At 65.9% G+C, this 23,562-nt stretch carries 24 protein-coding genes and 1 pseudogene; 11 read left to right on the top strand and 14 right to left on the bottom strand.

The genetic code is table 11. The features are described 5' to 3' along the window. Window positions 1-92: 92 nt before the first annotated feature. Complete coding sequence (locus GGQ98_RS16815; RefSeq protein WP_184071609.1) at window positions 93-986, bottom strand: prephenate dehydratase; 894 nt, start codon at window positions 984-986, stop codon at window positions 93-95. Window positions 987-1,134: 148 nt separating this feature from the next. Here GGQ98_RS16815 and GGQ98_RS16810 point away from each other — a divergent pair, with 148 nt between their 5' ends. Then, window positions 1,135-1,794, top strand: a complete 660-nt coding sequence (locus GGQ98_RS16810; protein WP_184071607.1) for a c-type cytochrome — start codon at window positions 1,135-1,137, stop codon at window positions 1,792-1,794. Here the strand turns inward: GGQ98_RS16810 and GGQ98_RS16805 are convergent. The 3 genes from GGQ98_RS16805 to GGQ98_RS16795 are packed head-to-tail and all read right to left on the bottom strand — an operon-like array spanning window position 1,791 to window position 4,617. Next, complete coding sequence (locus GGQ98_RS16805; protein ID WP_184071605.1) at window positions 1,791-3,047, bottom strand: DUF418 domain-containing protein; 1,257 nt, start codon at window positions 3,045-3,047, stop codon at window positions 1,791-1,793. The two genes, GGQ98_RS16810 and GGQ98_RS16805, sit on opposite strands and share 4 nt — an antisense overlap. A 27-nt stretch (window positions 3,048-3,074) precedes the next feature. Next, entirely contained in the window at window positions 3,075-3,953 is an 879-nt protein-coding gene (locus tag GGQ98_RS16800) for an LOG family protein (RefSeq protein WP_184071603.1), read from the bottom strand. A gap of 31 nt (window positions 3,954-3,984) precedes the next feature. Further along, window positions 3,985-4,617 carry an extensin-like domain-containing protein gene (locus GGQ98_RS16795; RefSeq protein ID WP_184071601.1) on the bottom strand — a complete coding sequence of 211 codons (633 nt, stop codon included), beginning with the start codon at window positions 4,615-4,617 and terminating at the stop codon, window positions 3,985-3,987. Window positions 4,618-4,786: 169 nt separating this feature from the next. On the opposite strand from GGQ98_RS16795, the gene GGQ98_RS16790 reads away from it, so the two are divergent. Next, window positions 4,787-5,932 carry a GGDEF domain-containing protein gene (locus GGQ98_RS16790; protein ID WP_184071599.1) on the top strand — a complete coding sequence of 382 codons (1,146 nt, stop codon included), beginning with the start codon at window positions 4,787-4,789 and terminating at the stop codon, window positions 5,930-5,932. On the opposite strand, the gene GGQ98_RS16785 is transcribed toward GGQ98_RS16790, so the two are convergent. After that, complete coding sequence (locus tag GGQ98_RS16785) at window positions 5,929-7,077, bottom strand: alpha-hydroxy acid oxidase (RefSeq protein WP_184071597.1); 1,149 nt, start codon at window positions 7,075-7,077, stop codon at window positions 5,929-5,931. The two genes, GGQ98_RS16790 and GGQ98_RS16785, sit on opposite strands and share 4 nt — an antisense overlap. 147 nt (window positions 7,078-7,224) lie before the next feature. Here GGQ98_RS16785 and GGQ98_RS16780 point away from each other — a divergent pair, with 147 nt between their 5' ends. The 3 genes from GGQ98_RS16780 to GGQ98_RS16770 all read left to right on the top strand — a co-directional run bounded on the left by GGQ98_RS16780 (window position 7,225) and on the right by GGQ98_RS16770 (window position 11,274). Next, on the top strand, window positions 7,225-8,361 hold the full coding sequence (locus GGQ98_RS16780) for a phosphoserine transaminase (protein ID WP_184071595.1): 1,137 nt from the start codon (window positions 7,225-7,227) through the stop codon (window positions 8,359-8,361). A 90-nt stretch (window positions 8,362-8,451) separates the two neighbouring features. Continuing rightward, window positions 8,452-10,044, top strand: coding sequence for a phosphoglycerate dehydrogenase (gene serA / locus GGQ98_RS16775; protein WP_184071594.1), 1,593 nt, complete (start codon window positions 8,452-8,454; stop codon window positions 10,042-10,044). Between the two features lie 111 nt (window positions 10,045-10,155). Beyond that, window positions 10,156-11,274, top strand: a complete 1,119-nt coding sequence (locus tag GGQ98_RS16770; protein ID WP_184071592.1) for an ATP phosphoribosyltransferase regulatory subunit — start codon at window positions 10,156-10,158, stop codon at window positions 11,272-11,274. On the opposite strand, the gene GGQ98_RS16765 is transcribed toward GGQ98_RS16770, so the two are convergent. Further along, complete coding sequence (locus GGQ98_RS16765) at window positions 11,271-12,275, bottom strand: alpha/beta hydrolase (protein ID WP_184071590.1); 1,005 nt, start codon at window positions 12,273-12,275, stop codon at window positions 11,271-11,273. The two genes, GGQ98_RS16770 and GGQ98_RS16765, sit on opposite strands and share 4 nt — an antisense overlap. Before the next feature lie 140 nt (window positions 12,276-12,415). Here GGQ98_RS16765 and GGQ98_RS16760 point away from each other — a divergent pair, with 140 nt between their 5' ends. Next, window positions 12,416-13,705 (top strand): adenylosuccinate synthase, encoded by a 1,290-nt coding sequence (locus GGQ98_RS16760; RefSeq protein WP_184071588.1) that lies wholly within the window; start codon window positions 12,416-12,418, stop codon window positions 13,703-13,705. 38 nt (window positions 13,706-13,743) lie between these two features. Here GGQ98_RS16760 and GGQ98_RS16755 read toward each other — a convergent pair whose 3' ends face one another. The 5 genes from GGQ98_RS16755 to GGQ98_RS16735 are packed head-to-tail and all read right to left on the bottom strand — an operon-like array spanning window position 13,744 to window position 17,722. Beyond that, window positions 13,744-14,028, bottom strand: coding sequence for an acylphosphatase (locus GGQ98_RS16755; RefSeq protein WP_184071586.1), 285 nt, complete (start codon window positions 14,026-14,028; stop codon window positions 13,744-13,746). Continuing rightward, window positions 14,025-15,083, bottom strand: coding sequence for a chorismate synthase (gene aroC / locus GGQ98_RS16750; protein ID WP_184071611.1), 1,059 nt, complete (start codon window positions 15,081-15,083; stop codon window positions 14,025-14,027). The genes GGQ98_RS16755 and aroC overlap by 4 nt, the downstream gene beginning before the upstream one ends. Beyond that, window positions 15,080-15,883, bottom strand: a complete 804-nt coding sequence (gene fabI, locus GGQ98_RS16745; protein ID WP_184071584.1) for an enoyl-ACP reductase FabI — start codon at window positions 15,881-15,883, stop codon at window positions 15,080-15,082. Before fabI ends, aroC begins: the two co-directional genes overlap by 4 nt. A 7-nt stretch (window positions 15,884-15,890) precedes the next feature. Continuing rightward, the gene (locus GGQ98_RS16740; RefSeq protein ID WP_184071582.1) at window positions 15,891-16,781 is read right to left on the bottom strand and encodes a YihY/virulence factor BrkB family protein; all 891 of its coding nucleotides are present in this window, start codon (window positions 16,779-16,781) and stop codon (window positions 15,891-15,893) included. Then, entirely contained in the window at window positions 16,778-17,722 is a 945-nt protein-coding gene (locus GGQ98_RS16735; RefSeq protein WP_184071580.1) for a DnaJ C-terminal domain-containing protein, read from the bottom strand. Before GGQ98_RS16735 ends, GGQ98_RS16740 begins: the two co-directional genes overlap by 4 nt. Before the next feature lie 242 nt (window positions 17,723-17,964). On the opposite strand from GGQ98_RS16735, the gene pdxH reads away from it, so the two are divergent. Genes pdxH through GGQ98_RS16715 form a run of 4 tightly spaced genes read left to right on the top strand, consistent with a single transcriptional unit; the run spans window position 17,965 to window position 21,001 of the window. Next, entirely contained in the window at window positions 17,965-18,552 is a 588-nt protein-coding gene (pdxH, locus tag GGQ98_RS16730) for a pyridoxamine 5'-phosphate oxidase (RefSeq protein ID WP_184071578.1), read from the top strand. After that, the gene (locus tag GGQ98_RS16725) at window positions 18,552-19,475 is read left to right on the top strand and encodes a cation diffusion facilitator family transporter (protein WP_184071576.1); all 924 of its coding nucleotides are present in this window, start codon (window positions 18,552-18,554) and stop codon (window positions 19,473-19,475) included. Before pdxH ends, GGQ98_RS16725 begins: the two co-directional genes overlap by 1 nt. Further along, window positions 19,465-20,268: a PhzF family phenazine biosynthesis protein gene (locus tag GGQ98_RS16720; RefSeq protein WP_184071574.1), complete on the top strand. Its 804-nt coding sequence runs from the start codon at window positions 19,465-19,467 to the stop codon at window positions 20,266-20,268. The genes GGQ98_RS16725 and GGQ98_RS16720 overlap by 11 nt, the downstream gene beginning before the upstream one ends. A gap of 31 nt (window positions 20,269-20,299) precedes the next feature. Then, window positions 20,300-21,001, top strand: coding sequence for an endonuclease/exonuclease/phosphatase family protein (locus GGQ98_RS16715; protein WP_184071572.1), 702 nt, complete (start codon window positions 20,300-20,302; stop codon window positions 20,999-21,001). Window position 21,002: 1 nt separating this feature from the next. On the opposite strand, the gene mnmA is transcribed toward GGQ98_RS16715, so the two are convergent. After that, window positions 21,003-22,112, bottom strand: a complete 1,110-nt coding sequence (gene mnmA, locus GGQ98_RS16710; RefSeq protein ID WP_184071570.1) for a tRNA 2-thiouridine(34) synthase MnmA — start codon at window positions 22,110-22,112, stop codon at window positions 21,003-21,005. A 252-nt stretch (window positions 22,113-22,364) separates the two neighbouring features. Between mnmA and sciP the strand changes: the two genes are divergently transcribed. Further along, on the top strand, window positions 22,365-22,661 hold the full coding sequence (sciP, locus tag GGQ98_RS16705) for a CtrA inhibitor SciP (RefSeq protein WP_184071568.1): 297 nt from the start codon (window positions 22,365-22,367) through the stop codon (window positions 22,659-22,661). A gap of 15 nt (window positions 22,662-22,676) precedes the next feature. Here the strand turns inward: sciP and GGQ98_RS16700 are convergent. Together GGQ98_RS16700 and GGQ98_RS16695 are read right to left on the bottom strand one after the other, a co-directional pair. Continuing rightward, a pseudogene (locus GGQ98_RS16700) lies at window positions 22,677-22,949 on the bottom strand (3TM-type holin); the annotation flags it as partial. 26 nt (window positions 22,950-22,975) lie between these two features. Continuing rightward, on the bottom strand, window positions 22,976-23,497 hold the full coding sequence (locus GGQ98_RS16695; protein ID WP_341534246.1) for a glycoside hydrolase family 108 protein: 522 nt from the start codon (window positions 23,495-23,497) through the stop codon (window positions 22,976-22,978). Window positions 23,498-23,562 lie beyond the last annotated feature (65 nt).

The following is a 23,562-nucleotide window of genomic DNA, read 5'->3' as shown; positions in this document are numbered from 1 at the left end:
CCGTCAAAACCCGTCTGCTCAAGGTTCGTCTCCTTCCACGACCTTGAATCAGAACTCCAACTCAAAGGGAATCCTGTGAATGCAGACAGCTCCTAACGCGGACGTGCCTGCGCGTACGTGCCCAGCATTCGCACCCATTTGGTGTGGTACTTAAGCTCTTCGAGGGCGCGTTCGACGTGCGAGTCGCCGGGGCTGCCCACGATGTCCACGTAGAACTCGGCGGCCTGGAACTGACCGTCGCGCATGTAACTTTCGAGTTTGGTAAGGTTGACGCCGTTGGTGGCGAAGCCGCCGAGCGCCTTGTAGAGCGCGGCGGGAACCGAGCGCACCTCGAACAGCAGCGAGGTCATCGCGGGCTGCCCCGCGTCAGGCATCATGGGTTCGCGCGCCAGCGAGACGAAACGCGTCGTGTTGTGCGCCTCGTCCTCGATGCCCTCGGCAAGCGGCGTGAGTCCGTAAAGCTGCCCCGCAAGCTGCGAGGCGACCGCCGCCACGCTCTTGTCGCCGTCATCGGCAACCTTGGCGGCGGACGCGGCCGTATCGAATGACGCGACCGGGCTGATACCCCATTCGCGAAGACGCTTGCGGCACTGACCAAGCGCCTGAGGATGGCTGATCGCAACCTTCACATCGGAAAGCGTGGCGCCCGGCATGGCGAGCAGCGAATGCCGCACGCGAACGAAATGCTCCGCGACAATGGAAAGCCCTGACTCCGGCAGCAGGAAATGAATGTCGGCAACCCGGCCGTGCAACGAGTTCTCGATCGGGATGATGGCGCGACCGGCGCGGCCTTCGCGCACCGCATCGATGGCGTCGGCAAACGAAAGACACGGCAGCGTCGGCGCGCCTGCCGCCATCTCCTGCGCCGCCTGATGCGAATAGGCGCCGGGCGCGCCCTGAAACGCCACAGCGGTTTCCGGCGACTTTTCAGCGGCTTGCGCAAGCTCTTCGACGAGCCTGGCGGCGGATTCTGGATAGTTTTGCATCGCCGCGCTCTTTGCGGTGTACAGGCTTCCCGCGTCAAGCGCAGCCTGCGGCGATCTGGTGCTTGGCAAGCCCGACTCCTGAAACTATGTTCCGCGCGATTTTGAATCGGGGGGGCTCGAAGAAAAGCCCCGCTCTTCGGAGGGCGCAGTGGACAGTTACGAATGGAACAAGATTATCGGTTGGGTGCTGGCGGCTGCGATCGCGGTGCTTGGCCTGTCCATCCTCACCGGTCTCGTCTATGCGCCCGGCCACTCTGAAACGAAGGGCTACGTCGTCGAAGGCGTAGAAATCGAAGCTGAAGCCGGCGGCGCTGCCGAGGTTGTTCAGCCGATCGCCGCGTTCCTCGCCACCGCCAACCCGGCCAAGGGTGAAGCACAGTTCAAGAAGTGCGCGGCCTGCCACACCATCAACAAAGGCGGCGCCACCGGCCAGGGCCCGAACCTATACGGCATCGTTGGCGCCAAGTTCGCCCACATCGCAGGCTTCGCCTATTCGGATGCCATCAAGAACCATGGCGGCACCTGGGGCTGGGACGAGCTGAGCCACTGGGTCGAATCGCCCCGCAAGTTCCTTCCCGGCAACAAGATGAGCTTCGCGGGCATCTCCAAGCCGCAGGACCGCGCCGACCTTCTCGTTTACCTCAACGCGCAGAGCGACAGCCCGCTGCCGCTGCCCGCCGTGCCTGCGGTTGCCGAAGCGCCCGCCGCCGAGGCTCCGGCCGACGCGGCCGCATCGGATGCCGCACCGGCAGCCGGTGAACAGGCCACTGCGGTTCCTGCCGAGGCGCCCGCCGAAGCCACGAACTAAGTTCGCAAGACAGGGCGCCGGCCATAAGTGAGCCGGCGCCACAGCCATTCGAGCGGCCCTGTTCGAAAGCGCCTGAGCCACCACGTGTCGGCCAGAACCAGCACGACCGCGATACCCAGCGCGATCAGCCAGCTTTCCGCGATGGACATCGTGCCGTGCAGCCCAAGGGCGAAGCCGGGAAACAGTATCCACTGCGCGATCATCGTTTCGCCGATGTAGGTTGAGAGCGCCATGCGTCCGGGCGCCGAGAATACCCCGAGCAGACGCCTTCCACGCAGCGTATGCAAGGCTGCGAGCACCAGCCCGGCGTGGCCGAGCGTCGTGGCGAGACGCCCGATCTGATGCGTGACCTCGGCTACGGGGATCGGCACCACGAAACCGGCGGCGACCATCTGCTCTGTCTCGATGAGGTTGATGGGGACGCCGACGGCATAGCCCGCCAGCGCGAACTTGAGATAGGTTGCGCGGGTGAAAGCGCCCCCGAGAAAACCGACCTTGAACAGCCCCGCGCCGATCAGCATCATCGCGAGCGCATCCAGCGCCCACCAGCTGAGCCCGGCCGGACTGTTCCATTTGCTCGCTATCGTCGCCTTGTAGGCAAGATTGTCGGCGAGGCTTCCCTGCCGCGCCGCGCGGGAATCGACGTCGGCCTGTAGATCAGGCCGGACCGCATCGAGGTAGCCCTGCCAGGCGACTATGCGCTCGTCGTCGTCGCCGGCGCCCCCGGCAATCGCCGCTTCCGCGTGCTCTCGCGTGTTCATGCCCTCCACCACCGCTGCCGCACCGATCGCGGTGATAAGCGCGATGCCGCCGAGGCCAAGGCCGATGAGCGCGCGGGCGGGAAGGTCGCGGAAGGGAAACAGGAAGAGACCGGCCAGTCCGTAGATCAGCAGAATGTCGCCGGGCCACATCAGCAGGTAGCTGTGGATGAGGCCGAGCAAGACGAGTGACACCATGCGTCTGTAGTAGATCGAAAGTGCGGAGCGACCCGCCTGCGGGCGGGTGGCGATGATGACGAACCCCGCGCCGAACAGCAGCGAAAGCAGCCCGCGCATCGTGCCTTCGACGAAGAGCTGCTGCACCCACCAGACGATCTGATCGGCGGTATCCCAGCCCGAAATGCGCGGATCAGAGGCGACGCCGGGGACGCTGCCCATGCCGTGGATATTGACCAGCATGATGCCGAGAACGGCAATACCGCGCAGGATATCGAGGGCCTCTATGCGTGCCGTGCTTTCGCGCGCTTCGCCCATTCCCTCCCCGTGTTCGAGACGGCTTTTCTAGCAGGGACCGCCCATAGCAGAAATCTCGTAGAATCCCGCCACGATTTGCCAGGCTTCCTCGGCGGTCTCCACGAAGTGGAAGAGCGCGAGATCCTCGCGGGCGATGGTGCCTTCTTCGGCCAGCGCCTCGAAATCCACGATGCGTTCCCAGAATTCCCGCCCGAACAGCAGCACGGGGAACGGTTTCACCTTGCGCGTCTGAATGAGCGTGAGCGTTTCGAACAGCTCGTCAAGCGTACCGAAGCCGCCGGGGAACGCCGCCACGGCGCGGGCGCGCATCAGGAAATGCATCTTCCTGAGCGCAAAATAGTGGAACTGAAACGAGAGCGCCGGAGTGACGTACCGGTTCGGCAGCTGCTCGTGCTCCAGCACGATGTTGAGCGCGACGGATTCGGCGCCCGCATCGTGCGCGCCTTTGTTGGCCGCTTCCATGATCGAGGGCCCGCCGCCCGAACAGATCACGAAATGCCGTTCGCCGTCCTCGCGCGGCAGGGACGAGACGAGATAGGCGAGCTTGTAGGCCTCGGCGTAGTATTTCGCCTTTTCGCGCAGCCGCTCGGCGACCTTCTTTTCCCAGTCCGTCCGCGCCGCTGCAACGAGCGCGTCGGCGGTTTCTGGCGACGGGATGCGCGCGGACCCGTAGAGCACGAATGTCGATGCGATGCCGTGCTCTTTCAGCAGCATTTCCGGCTTCAGCAGCTCGAGCTGGAAGCGGACCGGCCGAAGCTCATCGCGCAGGAGGAAATCCGCATCCTGAAACGCCAGCCGGTAGCTGGGATGCTCGGTCTGGGGAATCGGCGTGGTCTTTGCCGCTGCCGCCGCGTCCTCCTCGGCCGATGGGAAGGTGCGGTGCGAAACTTTGTTCTTGTCGTCCATGCGGCGTCTCTAACGTCGAAACCGTTTCGCGTCAGCGGCAATATGGGCCGCGGCCCATGTCGAGATGAAAGTGGTCCTGATGGAAGGCATCGCCGTCCGGGCCGATGACGATGTTGAACCGCGCGCAGCCGGCGCGGTGCACGGCGCGCAGAAACGACTGTTCATCCCCCTGCCCGCGCCAACCGGATTTCACCGCCACCGTGCGGCCGCTGGCGAGCGTGAAACCCGCGATATCGACGGCGTTCGCGCGCGCATGCTCCGAAAGCCGGGCGCCGGGCCGGCTGTTGCGCGTGCGGCAAGCGTAGGTGCCGTAGCTCTGGATACGCACGATCTCGGCGCCCAGATGATCGCGCGCCGCCGGGCGTACACCCTCGTGCACCCAGCGGTAGAGCGCTTCGGCGACAGGACAGGAAACCGCCTTAAGCCCCGCCACCGGCACACCGATATCGAGCAGCAGCACGCCGTTGTCATAACCGCACTGGCCTTCGACATGCGGATCGAGCTTGCGGTATTTGAGGCCCTGCAGGCGATCGAGCCGGGCGAAGCAGGCGGCGGCGGTATCGGGCGCCTGCGGGGTCGTCTGCCGCCCCGAAACCGGCGGCGGCCCGCCGGAACAGGCAGCCACGGCAAGCAGTACAAACGCGGAGAGAGCCCGACCCGACATGCGCCTCTTTTAGCGCCCTGCCCGCGACCCGCAACCGCGCTTGGCCCGCGCAGCCCGGCTCGGACCGTCGCTTTTGACGAAGCTGTTAACCTTGCCTCAATGCGGATGAGGTCACGTCTGAAGCGACCGCTCCTGAGAGAGCTAAGCGTTGCGGGATGTTGAGTTGCGTATGAAGCAGGCGTTCTTTCCCCGGGCAGAAACCGTGCTCGACGGCATTTATGTGGAGCTGGTGCGCAGCCTCTACGCTGCGTTCATCCCCTCGGTGATTATGAGCATCGGCTTTGTCGCGGGCGGTGTCCTGATGGTCGTGGAAACCGGCGATATGACGCTGGCCCTGATCGTGGCCGCAGGCACGCTGACCAGCCTGATCCGTCTTTTCGTGGCGTTCAGCGGTCGCAAGGAAGCGGCGGATACCCGGCTCGGCGTTGAGCGCGCGCGGCGTCTTGAACGCCGATTCTCCGTGTCTTATCTCGCCTTTGCGATCTGCCTCGGGGCGTTCGGCGTGCGGGTGTTCTCGCTTCCGGCAATGGAAACGCACCTGCTGACCGTCGCGCTGCTCGTCGGATACGGGGCGGGCGTTTCGGCCGGCATTTCGCTTCGGCCGCGCCTCGCCGTCGCCAGCATGCTCACGGCCATCGTTCCGGGCGTTATTGCGGCGTTCATGGCTTCCCACCATCTCTATTGGGCAACGGCGGTCATGATGCTCGCACTGCTCGCCGGCGGCATCCGCAGCCTGCTCGATCGCTACCGTTTCACGGTGAGGGAAATCAGTCGGCGCATCACGTTCGGCAATCTGGCGCGAACCGACGGGCTCACCGACCTTCCAAACCGGCTCGCGCTGCGCGAATGGTTCGAGGAACATGTGACACTGAACCCGCGTGCCGGGCTCGTTGCGGTGCACTGCCTTGATCTGAACGGGTTCAAGGGCGTGAACGATGAACTCGGCCATCCCGTCGGCGACGCGCTGCTTGCAGCGGTCGCCAAGAGACTGTCCTACATCATCCGCGAAACCGACATGGCGGCGCGCCTGGGCGGCGACGAGTTCGCGATCGTGCAGTGCGGCATGAAGCACCCTGAAGAGGCCGGCGTCCTCGCACGCCGCATAGAGGCGGCGATCCGTCAGCCGTTCCGCCTCGGCGGGCATGTCGCAAAGATTTCCACATGCGTCGGTTACGCCGTTTCGTCCGACCGGGCCGAGGATCTAGAACCCCTGATCAGCCGCGCGGATGAAGCGCTTTACACCGCCAAACGCCGCGGCGGGGGCATCGCCGCGCAGACGGGAGAGAAGAATATGGCGGTCTCCGCCGCAGCCTAGCGGAAGCGCAGGTTCTCGCGCGAAAGGTCCGCGAGCGTGCGCGCGCCCATCAGCTTCATGTCGCGCTCGATCTCGCCGCGCAACTTGCCGAGGATGCGCTCGACGCCCGGCTGGCCGGCAGCGGCGAGCGCATAGAGATAGAGCCGCCCGCCCGAGACCGCTTTTGCGCCCAGCGACAACGCCTTGAGCACATGCGATCCGCGGCGCACGCCGCCATCCATGATGACCTCCAGCCGATCCCCCACGGCGTCGACGATCTCCGCAAGCTGATCGAACGGCGCGCGCGAGCCATCGAGCTGGCGCCCGCCGTGGTTGGAAATCATGATCGCGCTCGCGCCGATATCGATCGCTCGCCGCGCGCATTCGACCGACATCACCCCCTTCAGGCAGAACGGCCCGCCCCATTCGGCGCGGATCGCCTCGGCGGCTTTCCAATCCATCGACTGATCGAGCAGCGAGGTGAAATATCCGCTGACCGTTACCGCCGTGTTGCTGCCCTGCCGGACATGGTTCTTGAGGTTCGGAAGCTCGAAACGCTCGCGCAGCAGGAAGTTCAGAGTCCACGACGGGTGCGTGGCGAAGCCGAGCAGACTGGAGGGCGTCAGTTTCGGCGGCGTGGTGAATCCCGTGCGAAAATCGCGTTCGCGATTGCCGCCGACGATCGTATCCACCGTAAGCGCAAGCGCATCGAACCCAGCGTCCTTCGCGGCCTGGATCATGTCCCGGTTCAGGCCCCTGTCCTTGTGATAATAGAACTGGAACAGCTTCGGCGTGGAAATCGTCCGCCCGATCTCTTCAAGACTGACGGTCGCGAGACTGGAAATCCCGCAGAACGTGCCGAATTTTTCCGCCGCGCGACCAACGGCGCGCTCGCCGTCATGGTGGAACAGGCGCTGGAGCGCGGTCGGCGAGAGAAAGAGCGGCATCTCGATGCGCTTGCCGAAGAGCGTGGTGGACATGTCCACGGTTTCCACGCCCGCCAGCACGCGCGGCACCAGGTCGCAGTCGTTGAACGCCGCCGTACTCCGCGCGAGCGTGATCTCGTCGTCCGCCGCGCCGTCGATGTAGTGGAAAACCGGCGCAGGCAGGCGCTTTTTCGCGAGTTTGCGAAAATCCGCAACATTGTGACAATCACTCAGACGCATGGCGCACTCCCCCTGACCGTATGGCCCGCCTGTAGCATCGGGATGCCTTTGCCACAAATGGCCATTTGACTCTCACCCGTGCATCTCTATGAGCGGCCCCGGGCCACGCCGCCCCAACGCGGCGCGCGCTCTCTGTGAGGAGAGATTATGACTGACGTTACCAAACCGGGCATCCTGCCCGCACGCCCCCAGTTTTCTTCCGGTCCCTGCGCCAAGCGCCCCGGCTGGGATCCCATGAAATTCAATCTCGACGTGCTCGGCCGCTCGCATCGCGCCAAGCTCGGCAAGGCGCGCCTGAAGCTCGCCATCGACCTCACCCGCAAGGTGCTGGGCGTGCCGGACGACTACCGCATCGGTATCGTCCCCGCCTCCGACACCGGCGCGGTGGAAATGGCGATGTGGTCGATGCTCGGCGCTCGCCCCGTCACCTGCCTTGCGTGGGAAAGTTTCGGCGAAGGCTGGGTGACTGACGCGGTCAAGCAGCTGAAGCTCAACCCCACCGTGCTGAAGGCGCCCTACGGCGAACTGCCGGACCTCGGCGCGGTCGATTTCGCCAGCGACGTGATCTTCACGTGGAACGGCACCACCTCTGGCGTGCGCGCTCCGAACGGCGACTGGATCCCGGCGGACCGTGAAGGCCTGACCTTTGCCGATGCGACCTCCGGCGCGTTCGCCCAGGATCTGCCGTGGGACAAGCTCGATGTCACCACTTTCTCGTGGCAGAAGGTGCTGGGCGGCGAAGGCGGGCACGGCATGCTCATCCTTTCCCCGCGCGCCGTCGAGCGGCTGGAGACGTACAGCCCGGCATGGCCGCTGCCGAAGATCTTCCGCATGACCAAGGGCGGCAAGATCATCGAAGGCATCTTCACCGGCGAGACGATCAACACGCCCTCGATGCTGTGTGTCGAGGACTATATCGATGCGCTGGAATGGGCGGACAGGCTCGGCGGGTGGAAGGCTCTTGCCGCCCGCGCGGACGCAAACGCCGGGGCGCTCGATGCGTGGGTGGAGCGGACGCCGTGGATCGAAAACCTCGCAGTTGATCCCGCCACGCGATCGAACACCAGCGTCTGCCTGAGGATCACGGACCCGCGCGCCGACGCGGAAACGCCCAAGAAGATCGCCGCGCTGCTGGAAAAGGAAAACGCGGCGCTCGACATCAACGGCTACCGCGATGCCCCCCCGGGCCTGCGTATCTGGTGCGGCGCCACCGTCGAGACTGCCGATATCGAGGCGCTGACGCCGTGGCTCGACTGGGCGTTTGCCCAGGTCATTTCGAACTGAAACCGTCATCCCGGCGAAAGCCGGGGTCCATCCCACTGATCGAATGGATACCGGCCTTCGCCGGTATGACGATGAGGAAAGCAACATCCCATGCCCAAGGTTCTGATTTCCGATAAAATGTCTCCGAAGGCCGCCGCCATCTTCAAGGAGCGCGGCGTGGATTTCGACGAGAAGCCCGGCCTGACCAAGGACGAGCTGAAGGCGATCATCGGCCAGTACGACGGCCTCGCCATCCGCTCCGCCACCAAGGTCACCGCCGACATTCTGGAGGCCGCGACCAACCTGAAGGTCGTCGGCCGCGCCGGGATCGGCGTCGACAACGTCGATATCCCTTCCGCTTCGGCGAAGGGCGTTATCGTGATGAACACACCGTTCGGCAACTCGATCACGACCGCCGAGCACGCGATCGCGCTGATGTTCGCGCTCGCCCGCCAGCTGCCGGAGGCGGACGCTTCCACGCAGGCCGGGAAGTGGGAGAAGAACCGCTTCATGGGAGTCGAGGTGACGGGCAAGACGCTCGGCCTGATCGGCGCGGGCAACATCGGTTCGATCGTCGCGGAACGCGCGCTCGGACTGAAGATGAAGGTCGTCGCCTACGATCCGTTCCTGACGCCCGAGCGCGCCGAGGATATCGGCATCGAGAAGGTGGATCTGGACCAGCTTCTCGCCCGCGCGGACTTCATCACGCTGCACACGCCGCTCACCGATTCGACGCGCAACATCCTCAGCCGCGAGAACCTGCTGAAGACCAAGAAGGGCGTGCGCATCATCAACTGCGCGCGCGGCGGGCTGATCGACGAGGCGGCGCTCAAGGAACTGCTCGATTCGGGCCAGATAGCCGGCGCCGCGCTTGACGTGTTCGTGAACGAACCCGCGCACGAAAGCCCGCTGTTCGGCACGCCGGGCTTCATCTCCACGCCGCATCTCGGCGCGTCCACGGACGAGGCGCAGGTGAACGTCGCGATCCAGGTCGCCGAGCAGATTTCGGACTTCCTGCTCTCGGGCGCCGTCACCAACGCGCTCAACGTGCCGTCGCTCTCGGCTGAGGAAGCCCCGAGGGTTCGCCCCTATATCGAACTTGCCGAAAAGCTGGGGCTTCTTGCCGGCCAGCTCGCCAAGGGCGCGATCAGCCATGTGACCGTCGAGGTCGAAGGCGCCGCCGCGGAGCTGAACATCAAGCCGATCACCAGCGCGGTCATCACGGGCTTGATGCGGCCGATTTCGGACACGGTGAACATGGTTAACGCTGTTCACATCGCCCGCGAGCGCGACATCGGAATCGCCGAAGTCCGCCACGAACGCGAGACCGACTATCACACGCTGCTGCGCGTGACGGTGAAGACCGAAGACGGCGAGCGTTCCGTTGCAGGCACGCTCTTCGGCATGAAGCGTCCGCGCCTCGTCGAGCTTTTCGGCATCAAGGTGGAGGCCGATCTCGACGGTTCGATGCTGTTCATCGCCAACGAGGACAAGCCGGGCTTCATCGGCAAGGTCGGCACCACGCTCGGCGAAGCGAACGTCAACATCGGCACCTTCCACCTCGGCCGCCGCGACGGCGCCGGGAAAGCAGGCGGCGGCGAGGCGATCCTGCTGCTGTCGGTCGACGGCAACATCTCCGACCCGCTGCTCTGGACGATCTGCAAGCTCGACGGCGTGAAGGATGTGAAGGCGCTTCGTTTCTAGCTTGCACGTTTCCTTCTCCCTCTCCCCTCCGGGGGAGAGGGTTGGGGAGAGGGGCAAACAAACAGCCGCAATCTTGTTTCCATCCGCGCGCGCCGCTAGAGCCGGGCCACCATGACCGATCCGATCTCCAAGGGCCTGCTCCCCGAAGGCTTCCGCGACCGCCTGCCCCCGCAGGCCGAAGCCGCCGCCGATCTGCTGCGCACGTTGCTGGACCGCGTTTCGGCCCACGGTTACGAGCGTGTTTCGCCGCCGCTTGTCGAATTCGAAGACAGCCTCGTCACCCGCCTGTCTTCGGCGCGGCCGCAGGATCTGCTGCGTTTCGTCGATCCGCTGTCGCAGCACTCATTGGCGCTGAGGCCGGACATCACCGCGCAGGTGGGCCGCATCGCGACGACGCGCATGGCGCACATCCCCCGCCCTCTGCGCCTTGCCTACGGCGGCCCCGTGCTCCGCGTACGCCCGGCGCAGGTCGGGCCGCAGCGCGAGGCGATGCAGATGGGCGCCGAACTGATCGGCTCCGACCATGTCGATGCCGTCGCCGAGCTGCTCGGCATCGCGCTCGAAGCGCTTGCCGCAGCGGGCCTTTCCGACATGTCCGTAGATCTGACGCTGCCCGACCTCGTCGGCACGCTTGCCGGTGGCCCCTGGCCGATCACGGCGGCGCTCGCCGACATGCAGACGGCGCTCGACGGCAAGGACGCCGCTGCGCTGAATGCGCTTGGGGCAGCACGCTACGGCACGCTTATCGAAGCCGCTGGTCCGGCAGACGCCGCGCTTGCGCGCCTGAAAGCGCTCGATACCGCGGGCGCGCTCGACACGCGCATCGCGGGCCTCGAACGACTGGTCGCGACAGCCGCACCGCACGCTGCCGTCACCATCGACCCCACCGAGCGCCACGGTTTCGAATATCAGACGTGGATCGGCTTTTCCGTCTTCGCCGAAGGCGTGCGCGGCGAGGTCGGGCGCGGCGGCACCTATCTCGTCCGTCATCCGGGCGGCAGTGAGGAAGCGGCCGTGGGCTTCTCGCTCTACGTGGACGGTCTCGTCGATGCGGGCCTCGGCGCCTCGCGCCGCCGCCGCGTGTTCGTGCCGCTCGGCACTGACGCAGCGCTCGGCGCGAAGCTGCGCGCCGAAGGCTGGACAACGCTCGCCGCGTTCACCGATGCCGACACGCCGACGCGGCTGCGCTGCGAATATGCGCTGAAGGACGGCGAACTCCTCAAACTTTAAAGCGCGGCCTTCAGGAACGCATCGACCTCCGCCGTCGCGGCGTCGCCGTCCATGCCGAGGTTCTGATTGAGCTGACTGTGGCTGCTCTCCGGCACAGCGAGCGCGCGCGCCTTCACGCCCGAGGCTTCCAACGCCTTCACCAGCGCCTGCGACTGTCCGAGCGAGGCATCCCGCCCCTCGACATAGAGCGCCAGCCACGCGGCCGCATTCGGCGGCGCTGTATGGCTCATCGGCGACAGCGCCGCCTGCCGCCTGGGATCATTGCCGAACGCCGGCCCGTACAGCTTCTGAATGACCGGACCGCCGGTCTTCATCTGCGCCGCGACATCGTAGCCCGCGCCGTCCAGCAGCACGACCGCCTTCACCGCCTTCATCGGCACGTCCGCCGCTTTCAGATACTGCGGGTCGGTTGCCACCAATGCCGCGAGATGCGCTCCGGCGCTGTGCCCCATCAGTGCGATGCGGTTCGGATCGATACCGTATTCCTCCGCGCGGAACCGCAACATGTCGATCGCCGAGGCGACATCCGCGGCCTGCTGCTCGACCGTCGCCTGCGGCACGAGCCTGTAGTTGATCGACGCGAAGGCATAGCCTGCGCCTGTGAAGTGGCCAGGCTTGCGCCCCGACGCCTGCCGCTTGTCGCCCAAGCTCCACGCGCCGCCGTGAATGAACACGATGAGCGGCGCGGCGGCGCCCTTGGCACGGTAAAAGTCGATCGCCTGTCGGGCATCGTTGCCGTAACTGACGGTTGCGGTGGGCATCGCGCCCGCTCCGGGCCCGTTGCGCATCATGTCGAGCGCGCGCTTGCAGTCTTCGGAAACCTTGTCGCGATTCTCGATGATGCACTGGCGCACCTTCGGCCTGTTCGCCTTGTCGCTGCCGCACAGCGCCTCCATATCGGCGCGGCACGCCATCAGGCCGCCGCCCGCGCGAGGCTGCTGCGCCTGCGCCGCACTGACGGCCAGCACCAATGCGATTGTCCCCAGCAGCTTCCCCCGCATCACTTCTCCTGACCTTCCTGTTTCATACGCCTGATAGCGCGAATATCCTTTGACCGCTTTTGCAAAAGCCGTGGACGCACGCGCGCGACAACCCTAGTGAGTGCCGCCGTGTATCGACGCTGAATGGAGACGTTCCCGAAATGGCCAATGTGACCGTGATCGGCGCCCAGTGGGGCGACGAGGGCAAGGGCAAGATCGTCGACTGGCTATCGGCCCGCGCCGATGTCGTCGTGCGCTTTCAGGGCGGCCATAATGCGGGGCATACGCTCGTTGTCGGCAACAACGTCTACAAGCTGAGCCTGCTGCCGTCGGGCATCGTGCGCGGCACGCTGTCGGTTATCGGCAACGGGGTCGTTCTCGATCCGTGGCATCTGAAGGCCGAGATCGAGAAGCTGCGCGGCCAGGGCGTCGCGATCAGCCCGGAAAATCTCATCATCAGCGAAACCTGCCCGCTGATCCTTCCCTTTCACCGCGATCTCGATGCGCTGCGCGAGGACGCGAGCGGCGCGGGCAAGATCGGCACCACGCGGCGCGGCATCGGCCCGGCCTATGAAGACAAGGTCGGCCGCCGCGCGCTGCGCGTCTGCGATCTGGCGCACCTCGACGAGGCAGGCCCGCAGATCGACCGCCTGCTTGCACACCACAACGCCCTGCGCGCCGGATTCGGCGTTGAGCCCATCGATCGCGACGCGCTGATCGCCGACCTCGCCGCCATCGCGCCCGAGGTGCTGCCCTACGCCGGACCGGCGTGGGTGGGCCTGAACGAGGCGCGCCGTGCGGGCAAGCGCATCCTGTTCGAAGGCGCGCAGGGCGTTCTGCTCGATGTGGATCACGGCACCTATCCGTTCGTCACCAGCTCCAACACCATCGCGGGCACCGCGAGCGGCGGCTCCGGGCTCGGCCCTTCGGCGACCGGCTATGTGCTCGGCATCGTGAAGGCCTATACGACGCGCGTCGGCTCCGGCCCCTTTCCCACCGAACTCGACGACGCGACCGGCCAGCGCCTTGGCGAGCGTGGCCATGAATTCGGCACCGTTACAGGCCGCAAGCGCCGCTGCGGCTGGTTCGACGCCGCGCTGCTGCGCCAGTCGATCGCCGTCTCCGGTGTTACCGGCGTCGCGCTTACCAAGCTCGATGTGCTCGACGGCTTCGAAGAGCTGAAGATTTGCACCGGCTACGATGTGAACGGCGTTCACTACGATCATTTGCCCGCGCATCCGGCCGCGCAGGCCGCCGCGAAGCCGATCTACGAGAGCTTCGAAGGCTGGCACGAATCGACTGCGGGCGCGCGCAGCTGGGCGCAGCTCCCGGCGCAGGCGATCAAGTACGTGCGGCGTATCGAGGAACTCATCGGCTGCCCGGTGGCGCTCGTTTCGACGAGCCCGGAGCGTGAGGACACGATCCTTGTGACGGATCCGTTCGCGGACTGAGCGTTACGCGAGGGACGCGCATCGCTGCCCTCAGCCGATCAAACCGTCGGTTTCTTCGTGAACCCGCGCGGCACGATACCTTCGGCCGCCTCGACCTCCACGCGCTCCACCTTCGCGGCGGGCGGGCCTGCATGGCAGGCGGTAATCAGCTTATCAACGGCATCGGGCGCGCCCACGGCCAGCGCCTCCACGGTGCCGTCGATGCGGTTGCGGACCCAGCCGTCGAGGCCGAGGCGCTGCGCGGTTTCCAGCGTCCATGCGCGATACCAGACGCCTTGCACGCGGCCGTGGATGCGCAGCCGCCGCGCGATCCGGTCGGTCATCCCACCTGCGCGCGGTGCATAAGGAAGGCATCGGCGAGCACGCAGGCCATCATCGCTTCGGCGACCGGCACGGCGCGGATGCCGACGCAAGGGTCGTGACGGCCCTTCGTCATCACCGTGGCCGCCTCGCCGCCGCGCGTGATCGTTTCCACAGGCGTCAGGATCGAAGAGGTCGGCTTCAGCGCAATGCGGCAGAGCACGTCCTGCCCTGTGGAGATGCCGCCCATCACGCCGCCCGCGTGGTTCGTGTCGAACGTCGGCGGATTTCCGGGCCGCATCCGGTCGGCATTCTCCTCGCCCCGCAGGCGCGCTGCGGCGAAACCGTCTCCGATCTCGACGCCCTTCACGGCGTTGATCGACATCATCGCCGCCGCCAGTTCGCTGTCGAGCTTGGCGTAGAGCGGCGAGCCCCAGCCTGCCGGAACGCCGCTCGCGAACACCTCGACCACCGCGCCCACCGAAGAACCGGACTTGCGCACGCTGTCGAGCAGCGCTTCCCAGCGTTTTGCCGCCTCGGGATCGGCGCACCAGAAATCGTTGTTCGGAAGCTCATGCGCCGCGAAGCGCTCGGCGCGGTCGCCGCCGATCTCGACGACGTGGCCAAGGATGCCGACGCCCGCGATCACCTTGCGCGCCACGGCGCCCGCCGCGACGCGCGCCGCCGTTTCGCGCGCCGATGAGCGCCCGCCGCCCCGATAGTCGCGAAAACCGTACTTGGCGTCGTAGGTGTAGTCGGCGTGGCCGGGACGGTATTTTTCGGCGATGTCGCCGTAGTCCTTTGAACGCTGATCGACATTCTCGATCATCATCGAAATCGGTGTACCGGTCGTCTTGCCTTCGAACACGCCTGAGAGAATGCGCACCTCATCGGGTTCGCGGCGCTGCGTCGTGTGGCGCGACTGGCCGGGCTTCCGTTTGTCGAGCCACGGCTGGATATCCTCTTCCGAGAGCGCAATCCCCGGCGGGCAGCCGTCGACGACGACGCCCAGCGCCGGCCCGTGGCTTTCGCCCCAAGTCGTGAAGCGGAAGATGCGGCCGAAGCTGTTGAACATCAGGCGAGCGCTATGTCCGGCGCGTCCTCGGCTTTCATGCCGATGACGTTGTAGCCGGCATCGACATGGTGGACCTCGCCGGTCACCCCGCTTGCAAGGTCCGAGAGCAGGTAGAGCGCGGAGCCGCCGACCTCTTCGATGGTGACATTGCGGCGGAGCGGACTGTTCAGCTCGTTCCATTTCAGGATGTAGCGGAAATCGCCGATGCCGCTTGCCGCCAGCGTCTTGATCGGACCGGCGGAAATCGCATTCACGCGGATGTTTTCAGGCCCCAGATCCATCGCGAGATACTTGACGCTTGCTTCCAGCGCCGCCTTCGCAACACCCATGACGTTATAGTGCGGCACGACCTTTTCAGCGCCGTAGTAGCTGAGCGTGAGCACCGAACCGCCGTTTGGCATCATCGCGCGCGCCTTCCGCGTTACCGCTACGAAGCTGTAGGCGGACACGTTCATGGTCTGCAGGAAGTTTTCGAGGCTGGTATCCACATAGAGACCGCGAAGCTCGTTCTTGTCGGAGAAGCCGATGGCGTGGACGACGAAATCGATCGTCGGCCAACGCGCCGCCAGAGTATCGAACGCGGTATCCAGACCCGCCATGTCGGACACGTCGCACTCGATCAGGAAATCCGACCCGACGCTTTCGGCGAGCGGGCGCACGCGCTTTTCCAGCGCCTCGCCCTGATAGCTGAACGCCAGTTCCGCACCGTGTTCGGCAAGGGCCTTCGAAATCCCCCATGCGAGCGAACGTTCGTTGGCGAGGCCCATGATCAGCCCCCGCTTGCCCTGCATCAAACCAGCCATATTGCCTTCAGCCTTTCGGTTGCCCCCCCGATTCCGCGTCCTTTTGCCCATTTTCGGGTTCCATTGCCAGCGCCGCGTTCAGCTCCGCGCCGATCACGAATCCCATGCCCGCAATGAAGAAGAACAGGAGCGTGATCATCACGCCCGCGAGCGGACCGTAGAAGCGGTCATACGTCGAAACATCGGCGAGAAGGCGCGGCAGAATGAGGGTCGCCCCCACCCATACGCCCGCCGTTACCGCCGCACCCGGCCACTTGGGACCGCGCTTGCGGAAATGCGCGGGGGTGAGGCTGTGGAACAGCAGATAGAGCGCGACGAACAGCACGACGAGCGGCCCGAGACGTCCGATGTCGATGATCTGCTCGACCGTATCGAACCACGGCAGAAAGCGCGTCACGACCTCTTCGGCCGCGACCACGATCACCTGCGCCGCGAACGCCGCCAGCATCAGCAGCACGCTGCCGAGAATCACCGCGAGGCTGCCGAGACGGCGCTGCCATATGGGCGCCGCATATTCGGCATGATAGGCGCGGCGCAGGATGTCGCGGATGGTTTCGATGTAGCTTCCCGCCGTCCACAGGCCGACGAGAATCGAAAAGGTGAGGATGCCGGTCGAGCCCTCCATCGCCGCTTCGATCGGCGGGCCCACGATGCCGGAAACCGAGGGCGGCAGGGTATTGAGGAAGCCCTCGACCGCCTCCAGCCCCGCATCGGATCGGCCGAGCATGCCCGCGAACGTGCCGAGCACGATGAAGAACGGAAACAATGCCAGCATCGAAAGATAGGCGAGATTGCCGGCGTGGATGAAACCATCGTCCCACACGCCCGTCGCCACGCGCAGCGCCACGCGGACTGCGCGCCGCTCCTCTTCGAGCAGACGCGCGAAAAGACGGGTCATGCCATTCCGGCGCGGGGGTCGTGCGCCTTGCCGCTGTCCCAGCCTTCCGCGAAGGCCTTGAGCGCCCCATCGTCCTCGGGGATGTCGATCGCAAGCGTGACGAGCAGATCGCCGCGACCGCCGTCCTTCCTGTGGAAGCCCTTGCCCTTCAGACGCAGAACCTTGCCGGACGACGACCCCGGCGGCACCGACAGCATCACCGATCCGCTCGCCGTGGGCACCTTCACCTTTGCGCCGAGCACGGCCTCGTCGAGCCTGATCGGGAGTTCAAGGCGGATATCGTCGCCGTCGCGCTTGAAGAACCGGTGCGGCGAAACCCGCAGCGTGACGATCGCGTCGCCGTTTCCGCCCGGTCCCGCCTCGCCCTGCCCGGCAAGCCGGATCTGCTGGCCTTCGACGAAACCGGCGGGGAGCTTAAGGTCCACCGTCTTGCCCGACGCGAGCGTTACGCGCTGCGGCTTCAGCTCGGCTGCTTCCGCGAAGTCGACCGCGAGCTTGTAGGCGACGTTGCGGCCCTTCGCCGGGGGCTGGCGCGGGCCAGAGCCGCCGCCGAAATCGAACCCGCCGAACCCGCCGCCACCACCACCCCGGCGTCCGCGCCCGAACAGCTCGGAGAAGATATCGTCTGCAGCGCCCGTGAAGGTGAAATCCTCCGCGCCCATACCGCCGCCGGGGCGGGCACGGCCCTGTCCGCCGCCATAGCCGAACGGCATCTTCGGATTGCCCTGCTCGTCGATGTCGCCGCGATCGTACTGGGCGCGCTTGTCCTTGTCGGAAAGCAGGTCGTAAGCCGCAGTCAGCTCGGAGAATTTCTCCGAGGCTTTCGGATTGTCCTTGTTCCGATCAGGATGCAATTCCTTCGCGAGCTTGCGGTAAGCGGATTTGATTTCCGCATCGCTTGCACCGCGCTTCACACCAAGGGTCGAATAGAGATCACTCATCGTCCCTACGCTCACCACAACGCCTCCGGAAAATCCACTGTTGCCGAAATACAACAAGCTGGAGGTAGGGAGGATTTCGGGCAGAGCAAGAGGCGGTCAGGCGCTCTTTTCGTACCACCGGCGCGAACGGTTCACGATCGCGAAGACGCTCATCGCCGACTCGGCTTCCCATGTTTCGAGAATGATCGAAACGTGGAATCGCGCAGTTCCCTCCCCGCTTCGCAAGGTCTATGTAGCGCGCCATGACGTCGCTTCCGCACGATCCCTTTGACCTGTTCGCCCGCTGGTTCGAGGAGGCCTCCGCTTCCGAACCCAACGATGCCAACGCCATGTCGCTCGCAACGGCCGACGCCGACGGCCGGCCTTCGGTGCGGATCGTGCTGCTGAAGGATGTCGATCCGCGCGGTTTCACCTTCTACACCAATACGCTGAGCCGAAAGGGCCGCGAGCTTGCCGCGAATCCACAGGCGCATCTCAATTTCCACTGGAAATCGCTCCGCCGGCAGGTGCGCATCGACGGCGCTGTAGAGCCTGTGACACCCGCCGAAGCCGACGCCTATTTCGCGGTTCGCCCGCGCGCCTCGCAGATCGGTGCGTGGGCGAGCTTCCAGTCCGAGCCGCTGGACGACCGCGCGACGCTTGAGGCGCGCGTCGGGGAGTTTACCGCGAAGTATGAGGGCGGCGACGTGCCGCGCCCGCCGCACTGGTCGGGCTACCGCGTCGTGCCCGCGCGCATGGAATTCTGGGTGGACCGGCGCGACCGTTTGCACGAGCGCACGATCTACGATTGCGGCAGCAGCGGCTGGACGCGATCGATGCAGTATCCGTGATGGACGCCGCGAGGCTTGAAGCGCGCGGCAGGCTGACCCGCCGCGCCGCCCTCGCCTCGTTCACGGCGGCGCTCGTGCTTGGCGCCGCGAAAGCGTGGGCGGCGATGGAAACGGGCTCCGTTGCGATGCTCGGCTCGCTTGCCGATACCGCGCTCGATCTCATCGCCTCGATCATCACGCTGATCGGCGTGCGCGTTGCCGCTGAACCTGCGGACGCGGACCACCGCTTCGGACACGGCAAGGCGGAGCCGATCGCGGCGCTGATGCAGACGGTGTTCATCGCCTTTTCCGCCATCGCGATCGGCTGGCGGGCCGTAGATGCGTTCGGCAGTGATACGCCGCCCGTGGAGGCCGAACTCGGCATCGGCGTTTCGATCTTCGCGATAGCGGTGACGCTGGCGCTCGTGTCCTACCAGCGTTTCATCGTGCGCCGGACCGCCTCGCTCGCGATCGACGCCGATCGGATGCACTACCAATCGGACCTGCTGCTGAACCTGTCGGTGATCGCAGCGCTCGTTCTCGACGCGATGCTGGGCTTGCGCGGCGCCGATCCGCTCTTCGGCGTCTTCATTGCGCTGTGGCTGGCGTGGGGCGCGATCAAGACCGCGCGCCACGCGCTCGACATGCTGATGGACAAGGAATGGCCGGAAGAAAAGCGCGAGCGCCTGAAAGCGCTGGTCTGCGCCGTTTCCGGCGTCGAAGGCATTCACGAACTGAAAACGCGGCACGCGGGGCACACCGACTTCATCCAGTTCCACATCTGGGTCGATCCGCAGATCACCGTGCAGGCTGCCCATGACATCGTGGATATCGTGGAGGCCTGCGTGCTGAATGCGTTCCCCGGCAGCGACATCCTTGTCCACGTCGACCCGAGCGGTCATTTCGATACGCGCCCCATTCAGGAAGAGAGCCATGCCCGTTAAGCTCCCCTTCGCCCAGATCGACGCCTTCGCGGCGCGCCCGTTCGAAGGCAATCCGGCCGCAGTGATGCCGCTGGAGGCATGGCTCGCAGACGACGTGCTGCAGGCGATCGCAGAGGAGAACAACCTCGCCGAAACCGCTTTCTTCATCCCGTCCGGCGCGGCGGACGCCGATTTTGATCTGCGCTGGTTCACGCCCGCGATCGAGGTGGACCTGTGCGGCCACGCGACGCTGGCGAGCGGGCATTATCTTCTTTCGCGCGATGTCGATCTCGACCGCATCCGCTTCCGCACGCGGCTTGCGGGCGTACTGGAGGTGCGGCGCACAGGCGATACCTACGAACTCGATCTCCCCGCGCGGCGCCCGACACCGGACGCGGCGGACCCGCGCATCGTGAAGGCGATCGGCCTGACGCCCGAAGCCGTGCTCGGCTTTCCCGGCCAGAACTGGCTCTACGTTGTGCCCGATGCGGCGTCGGTGCGCGCGATGAAGCCCGATTTCGGCCTGCTGCGCGAGGTCGGCAACCACCTCGTCGTCGTGACCGCGCCCGGCGGCGGCGCGTTCGACGTCGTCAGCCGCGTGTTCGCGGCGGGCGCGGGGATCGACGAAGACCCCGTCACCGGCGCCGCGCACGCGATGCTGACGCCTTATTGGGCCGAGCGGCTTGGCAAGCCTGCGTTCCAGGCGTTTCAGGCGAGCGCGCGCGGCGGCCGAGTCGCCTGCCGCCTCGACGGGGAGCGCGCCGTGCTCGGCGGAACCTGCGTGACGGTGATCGAAGGGACGTTCACCCTTTGAACGCTGCCCGGGCCCTCCTATCTAGCGTGCCATGACCCTCCGCGTCGCCAGCTACAATATGCGCAAGGCTATCGGCCTTGATCGCCTCCGCAAGCCCGATCGCGTGCTCACCGTGCTCAACGAGCTGGATGCGGATATCATTGCGCTTCAGGAGGCCGACCGCCGCCTCGGCGAGCGGGCGAGTGCGATTCCGCGCGCGATGATCGAGGCGGAGAGCCCCTACCGCGCGGTGCCGATCGAGAACCGGCCAAACAGCATCGGCTGGCACGGCAATGCCATCCTGGTGCGCAAGGACCACGAAATCATCCACGGCGAGCCGCTGTTTTTGCCGATGCTGGAGCCGCGCGGCGCGGTGCTTGCCGACATTATCGTGCGCGGCGAGTCGGTGCGCGTTGTCGGCATGCACCTCGATCTTACCGGGATTTACCGCGCGCGGCAGGCAAAGATGCTTGTGGATCACATCAACGAACGCACAATCCAGCTCCCCAGCATCCTGATGGGCGACCTCAACGACTGGATGCTCGACAGCAAGGCGCTGCGGGAGTTTCAGCGCCACCACCAGTGCGCCGACTGCGGCCCCAGCTTCCCGACGCGGCGACCGCTCGGCACGCTCGACCGCATCTTCGTCTCCGACCATTTCAAGGTGCAGGAAAGCGGCGTGCACACCTCGCTGACGGCCAAGCGCGCCAGCGACCATCTTCCCGTATGGGCGAAGGTGGCGCGGAGCCGTTAAGTCAGGCCGCGACCAGCGCCGAAACCGTGCTGTCTATCCAGCCGCCGCCGAGCACGCGCTCGCCGTCATAAAGAACGCAGGCCTGCCCCGGCGCGACGCCGTATTCAGGCGCCGCGAAGGTGACGCGGCCGCCCTCGAAGCGCGCGGGTGCGGGTTTTGCCATCGAACGGACCTTGGCGAGAACGTCGATACCGGCGTCGGCGTCGGCGCCGAGCCAGTTGATCTTGCCGAGCGCGGCGGCAGCGACACCGAGCGCCGCGCGGGGACCGACAACGACGCGGCGCGTTTCCGGCTCCAGCCGGACGACGTAGAGCGGATCGGCAAGACCGCCGATGTCGAGCCCGCGCCGCTGGCCGACCGTGTAGTGGATGAGGCCCCGGTGCTGCCCGAGCACGGTGCCGTCCATATCGACGATCTCGCCGGGCTCACCGGCTTCGGGGCGCAGCTTGCGGACGATCCCGGCATAATCGCCCGAGGGGACGAAGCAGATGTCCTGACTGTCGGGCTTGTCCGCCACCACGAGGCCGAAGCGCCGGGCATGTTCGCGCACGGCCGCCTTCTCCATGCCGCCGAGGGGAAAGCGGAGGTAGCCGAGCTGTTCGCGCGTCGTGGCGAACAGGAAATAGCTCTGGTCGCGCGCGGGATCGACCGCGCGGTGCAGTTCCGGGCCCTGTGCCCCTTCCACGCGCCGCACGTAGTGGCCCGTCGCCATCGCATCGGCGCCGAGGTCGCGCGCGACGGAGAGGAGATCGCGGAACTTCACGGTCTGGTTGCACGTCACGCAGGGAATCGGCGTTCGCCCCTGCACATATTCGTCGGCAAACGCCTCGATCACGCTGTCCTTGAAGGCGCTTTCATAGTCGAGCACGTAATGCGCGATGCCGAGTCGGTCGGCGACGCGGCGGGCATCGTGAATGTCGCTGCCCGCGCAGCACGTGCCCGCCTTCCCCACCGCAGCGCCGTGATCGTAAAGCTGGAGCGTGACGCCGATCGTCTCGTAGCCCGCTTCCTTCACCAGCGCCGCAACGACGCTCGAATCGACGCCGCCCGACATCGCGACGACAACGCGCGCGCCGGGCCGAAGGCCGCCGAGATCGGGAATGCTGTTCATGTCCGCGCATATAGAGGCCGCTTACGATTTTTGCACGTTTGCAGCGTATGTGGAGCCCATCGCCGTGCCGCGCGTTGAGACGGCTGAACGATTTCAGAGATGGGAAGGTCGCGTTTTCAAACACTAAGACGGGAAGGATGCCGTTAAGCTCTGTTGCCGTAGAATTTACCTTGGCGTTTAGGCGTTCTTTTAAGGGTCTGCAGCTAGGGTGCATCAACAAGGCAGTCGCGTAGTGTTGGAGCCAAAAGAATAATGATGGAAAATCAAAAGTTTCGCCCCGCATCAGTCATCGGTCCGCTTGGAGAGCCGCTAACGCTCGACACGTTGCCGCCCTCGGACACGCGCCGCTGGGTGGTGCGTCGCAAGGCCGAGGTCGTGGCTGCGGTGAAGGGCGGGCTCATCTCTGCGGACGATGCCTGCGAACGGTATGGCCTGAGCCCGGAAGAATTCGCGGCGTGGGAACGTGCCGTTGACCGGGTCGGCATGCCCGGCCTGCGCGTAACGCGCGTTCAGCACTACCGGGCGCTCTACGACCGCGACAGCGCCTGACACGAGCTTTCGAATCGGCGCGGCGGCGGCGATGAGGCCCATGGGGATGGACCAGAGCAGCAGCACGTACATCACATAGAGGAAGCTCGGGCGGGCGCGGCTCGTCCACGGGTCCGCCGCGTTCGCCTCCGCGAGGATCGCGGACATGCGCGCCTCGATCAGCTTCAGTTCGTGGCTGCCTTCCAGCTGGATCAGCTCCAGCTTGGCGCGTTCGCGCGCCTCCTTGTCGGGGATGATGCGGTCGAGGAGTTTCGCGACCGGGGCGATGATGCCTTCCACGAGCGACATGCGCGTGTTCCTTTCCTGCCGGGGGTTCAGGCGTGAAAATCGCCGATGCGGCCGGCGAGCCAGCCGAACACGAAACTTTCGTTCGCCGGGCGCGCCTCGGCGAGTTCGATGTAGCGGGCGCCCTGCAGCGCTTCGAGCGCGCGCAGCAGCACGGTTTCGCCCGCCTTGCCGCGCGTTTTCATGATGGCTGTGAGCGCATCGAGCGTCGCGGTGTCGATGCGGCGGCTTTGCGGGATGTCCGGCCAGTCCCGTTCGCGGCGGTTGAGGGCATTGAGCGCGCGCTGGAGGAAGCCGGTGGCGACCGCGGGCCCCATGTTCACGCCGGTATCGAAAAGCTCCGCGGCGATGCGCGGGGCGAACGCGTTCACGCGGTCGAAGCCGGTGTCGTGCCAATAGCGTTTCCGGTAGATGTCCGCCGCCGCGCTGCGGGGCAGGTCGCGCATGGCGCCGCCGTAGCCCGCCGCGCGCGCCGTGGCCTGCGTGATGCCGAAGTTGGTGGGGCCGCCCCGGTCGTCCGGGTGTGACGTGACCCCCTGATTTTCCTCCACGCGTGATTAGAGTCCGGCCCTGATGGAAGGACGGACGATGAAGCGACTGAGGTTTACGGAAGAGC

The organism is Sphingosinicella soli, from assembly GCF_014199685.1.
GTDB classification, from domain to species: domain Bacteria; phylum Pseudomonadota; class Alphaproteobacteria; order Sphingomonadales; family Sphingomonadaceae; genus Sphingosinicella; species Sphingosinicella soli.
Note: the sequence above shows the minus strand (reverse complement) of the source record. Positions and strands in the feature narration are given on the sequence as shown.

What these genes read in the sequence shown, in the direction of transcription:
- GGQ98_RS16755 (WP_184071586.1), bottom strand. Translation starts at nt 14,028, where the DNA reads ATGACCGACCGGATCGCGCGGCGGCTGCGCATCCACGGCCGCGTGCAA.
- GGQ98_RS16725 (WP_184071576.1), top strand. Translation starts at nt 18,552, where the DNA reads ATGGACGCCGCGAGGCTTGAAGCGCGCGGCAGGCTGACCCGCCGCGCC.
- GGQ98_RS16805 (WP_184071605.1), bottom strand. Translation starts at nt 3,047, where the DNA reads ATGGGCGAAGCGCGCGAAAGCACGGCACGCATAGAGGCCCTCGATATC.
- mnmA (WP_184071570.1), bottom strand. Translation starts at nt 22,112, where the DNA reads ATGAACAGCATTCCCGATCTCGGCGGCCTTCGGCCCGGCGCGCGCGTT.
- GGQ98_RS16715 (WP_184071572.1), top strand. Translation starts at nt 20,300, where the DNA reads ATGACCCTCCGCGTCGCCAGCTACAATATGCGCAAGGCTATCGGCCTT.
- fabI (WP_184071584.1), bottom strand. Translation starts at nt 15,883, where the DNA reads ATGGCTGGTTTGATGCAGGGCAAGCGGGGGCTGATCATGGGCCTCGCC.
- GGQ98_RS16800 (WP_184071603.1), bottom strand. Translation starts at nt 3,953, where the DNA reads ATGGACGACAAGAACAAAGTTTCGCACCGCACCTTCCCATCGGCCGAG.
- sciP (WP_184071568.1), top strand. Translation starts at nt 22,365, where the DNA reads ATGATGGAAAATCAAAAGTTTCGCCCCGCATCAGTCATCGGTCCGCTT.
- GGQ98_RS16790 (WP_184071599.1), top strand. Translation starts at nt 4,787, where the DNA reads ATGAAGCAGGCGTTCTTTCCCCGGGCAGAAACCGTGCTCGACGGCATT.
- serA (WP_184071594.1), top strand. Translation starts at nt 8,452, where the DNA reads ATGCCCAAGGTTCTGATTTCCGATAAAATGTCTCCGAAGGCCGCCGCC.
- GGQ98_RS16765 (WP_184071590.1), bottom strand. Translation starts at nt 12,275, where the DNA reads ATGCGGGGGAAGCTGCTGGGGACAATCGCATTGGTGCTGGCCGTCAGT.
- GGQ98_RS16760 (WP_184071588.1), top strand. Translation starts at nt 12,416, where the DNA reads ATGGCCAATGTGACCGTGATCGGCGCCCAGTGGGGCGACGAGGGCAAG.
- GGQ98_RS16780 (WP_184071595.1), top strand. Translation starts at nt 7,225, where the DNA reads ATGACTGACGTTACCAAACCGGGCATCCTGCCCGCACGCCCCCAGTTT.
- GGQ98_RS16785 (WP_184071597.1), bottom strand. Translation starts at nt 7,077, where the DNA reads ATGCGTCTGAGTGATTGTCACAATGTTGCGGATTTTCGCAAACTCGCG.
- GGQ98_RS16740 (WP_184071582.1), bottom strand. Translation starts at nt 16,781, where the DNA reads ATGACCCGTCTTTTCGCGCGTCTGCTCGAAGAGGAGCGGCGCGCAGTC.
- GGQ98_RS16770 (WP_184071592.1), top strand. Translation starts at nt 10,156, where the DNA reads ATGACCGATCCGATCTCCAAGGGCCTGCTCCCCGAAGGCTTCCGCGAC.
- pdxH (WP_184071578.1), top strand. Translation starts at nt 17,965, where the DNA reads ATGACGTCGCTTCCGCACGATCCCTTTGACCTGTTCGCCCGCTGGTTC.
- GGQ98_RS16795 (WP_184071601.1), bottom strand. Translation starts at nt 4,617, where the DNA reads ATGTCGGGTCGGGCTCTCTCCGCGTTTGTACTGCTTGCCGTGGCTGCC.
- GGQ98_RS16815 (WP_184071609.1), bottom strand. Translation starts at nt 986, where the DNA reads ATGCAAAACTATCCAGAATCCGCCGCCAGGCTCGTCGAAGAGCTTGCG.
- GGQ98_RS16735 (WP_184071580.1), bottom strand. Translation starts at nt 17,722, where the DNA reads ATGAGTGATCTCTATTCGACCCTTGGTGTGAAGCGCGGTGCAAGCGAT.
- GGQ98_RS16720 (WP_184071574.1), top strand. Translation starts at nt 19,465, where the DNA reads ATGCCCGTTAAGCTCCCCTTCGCCCAGATCGACGCCTTCGCGGCGCGC.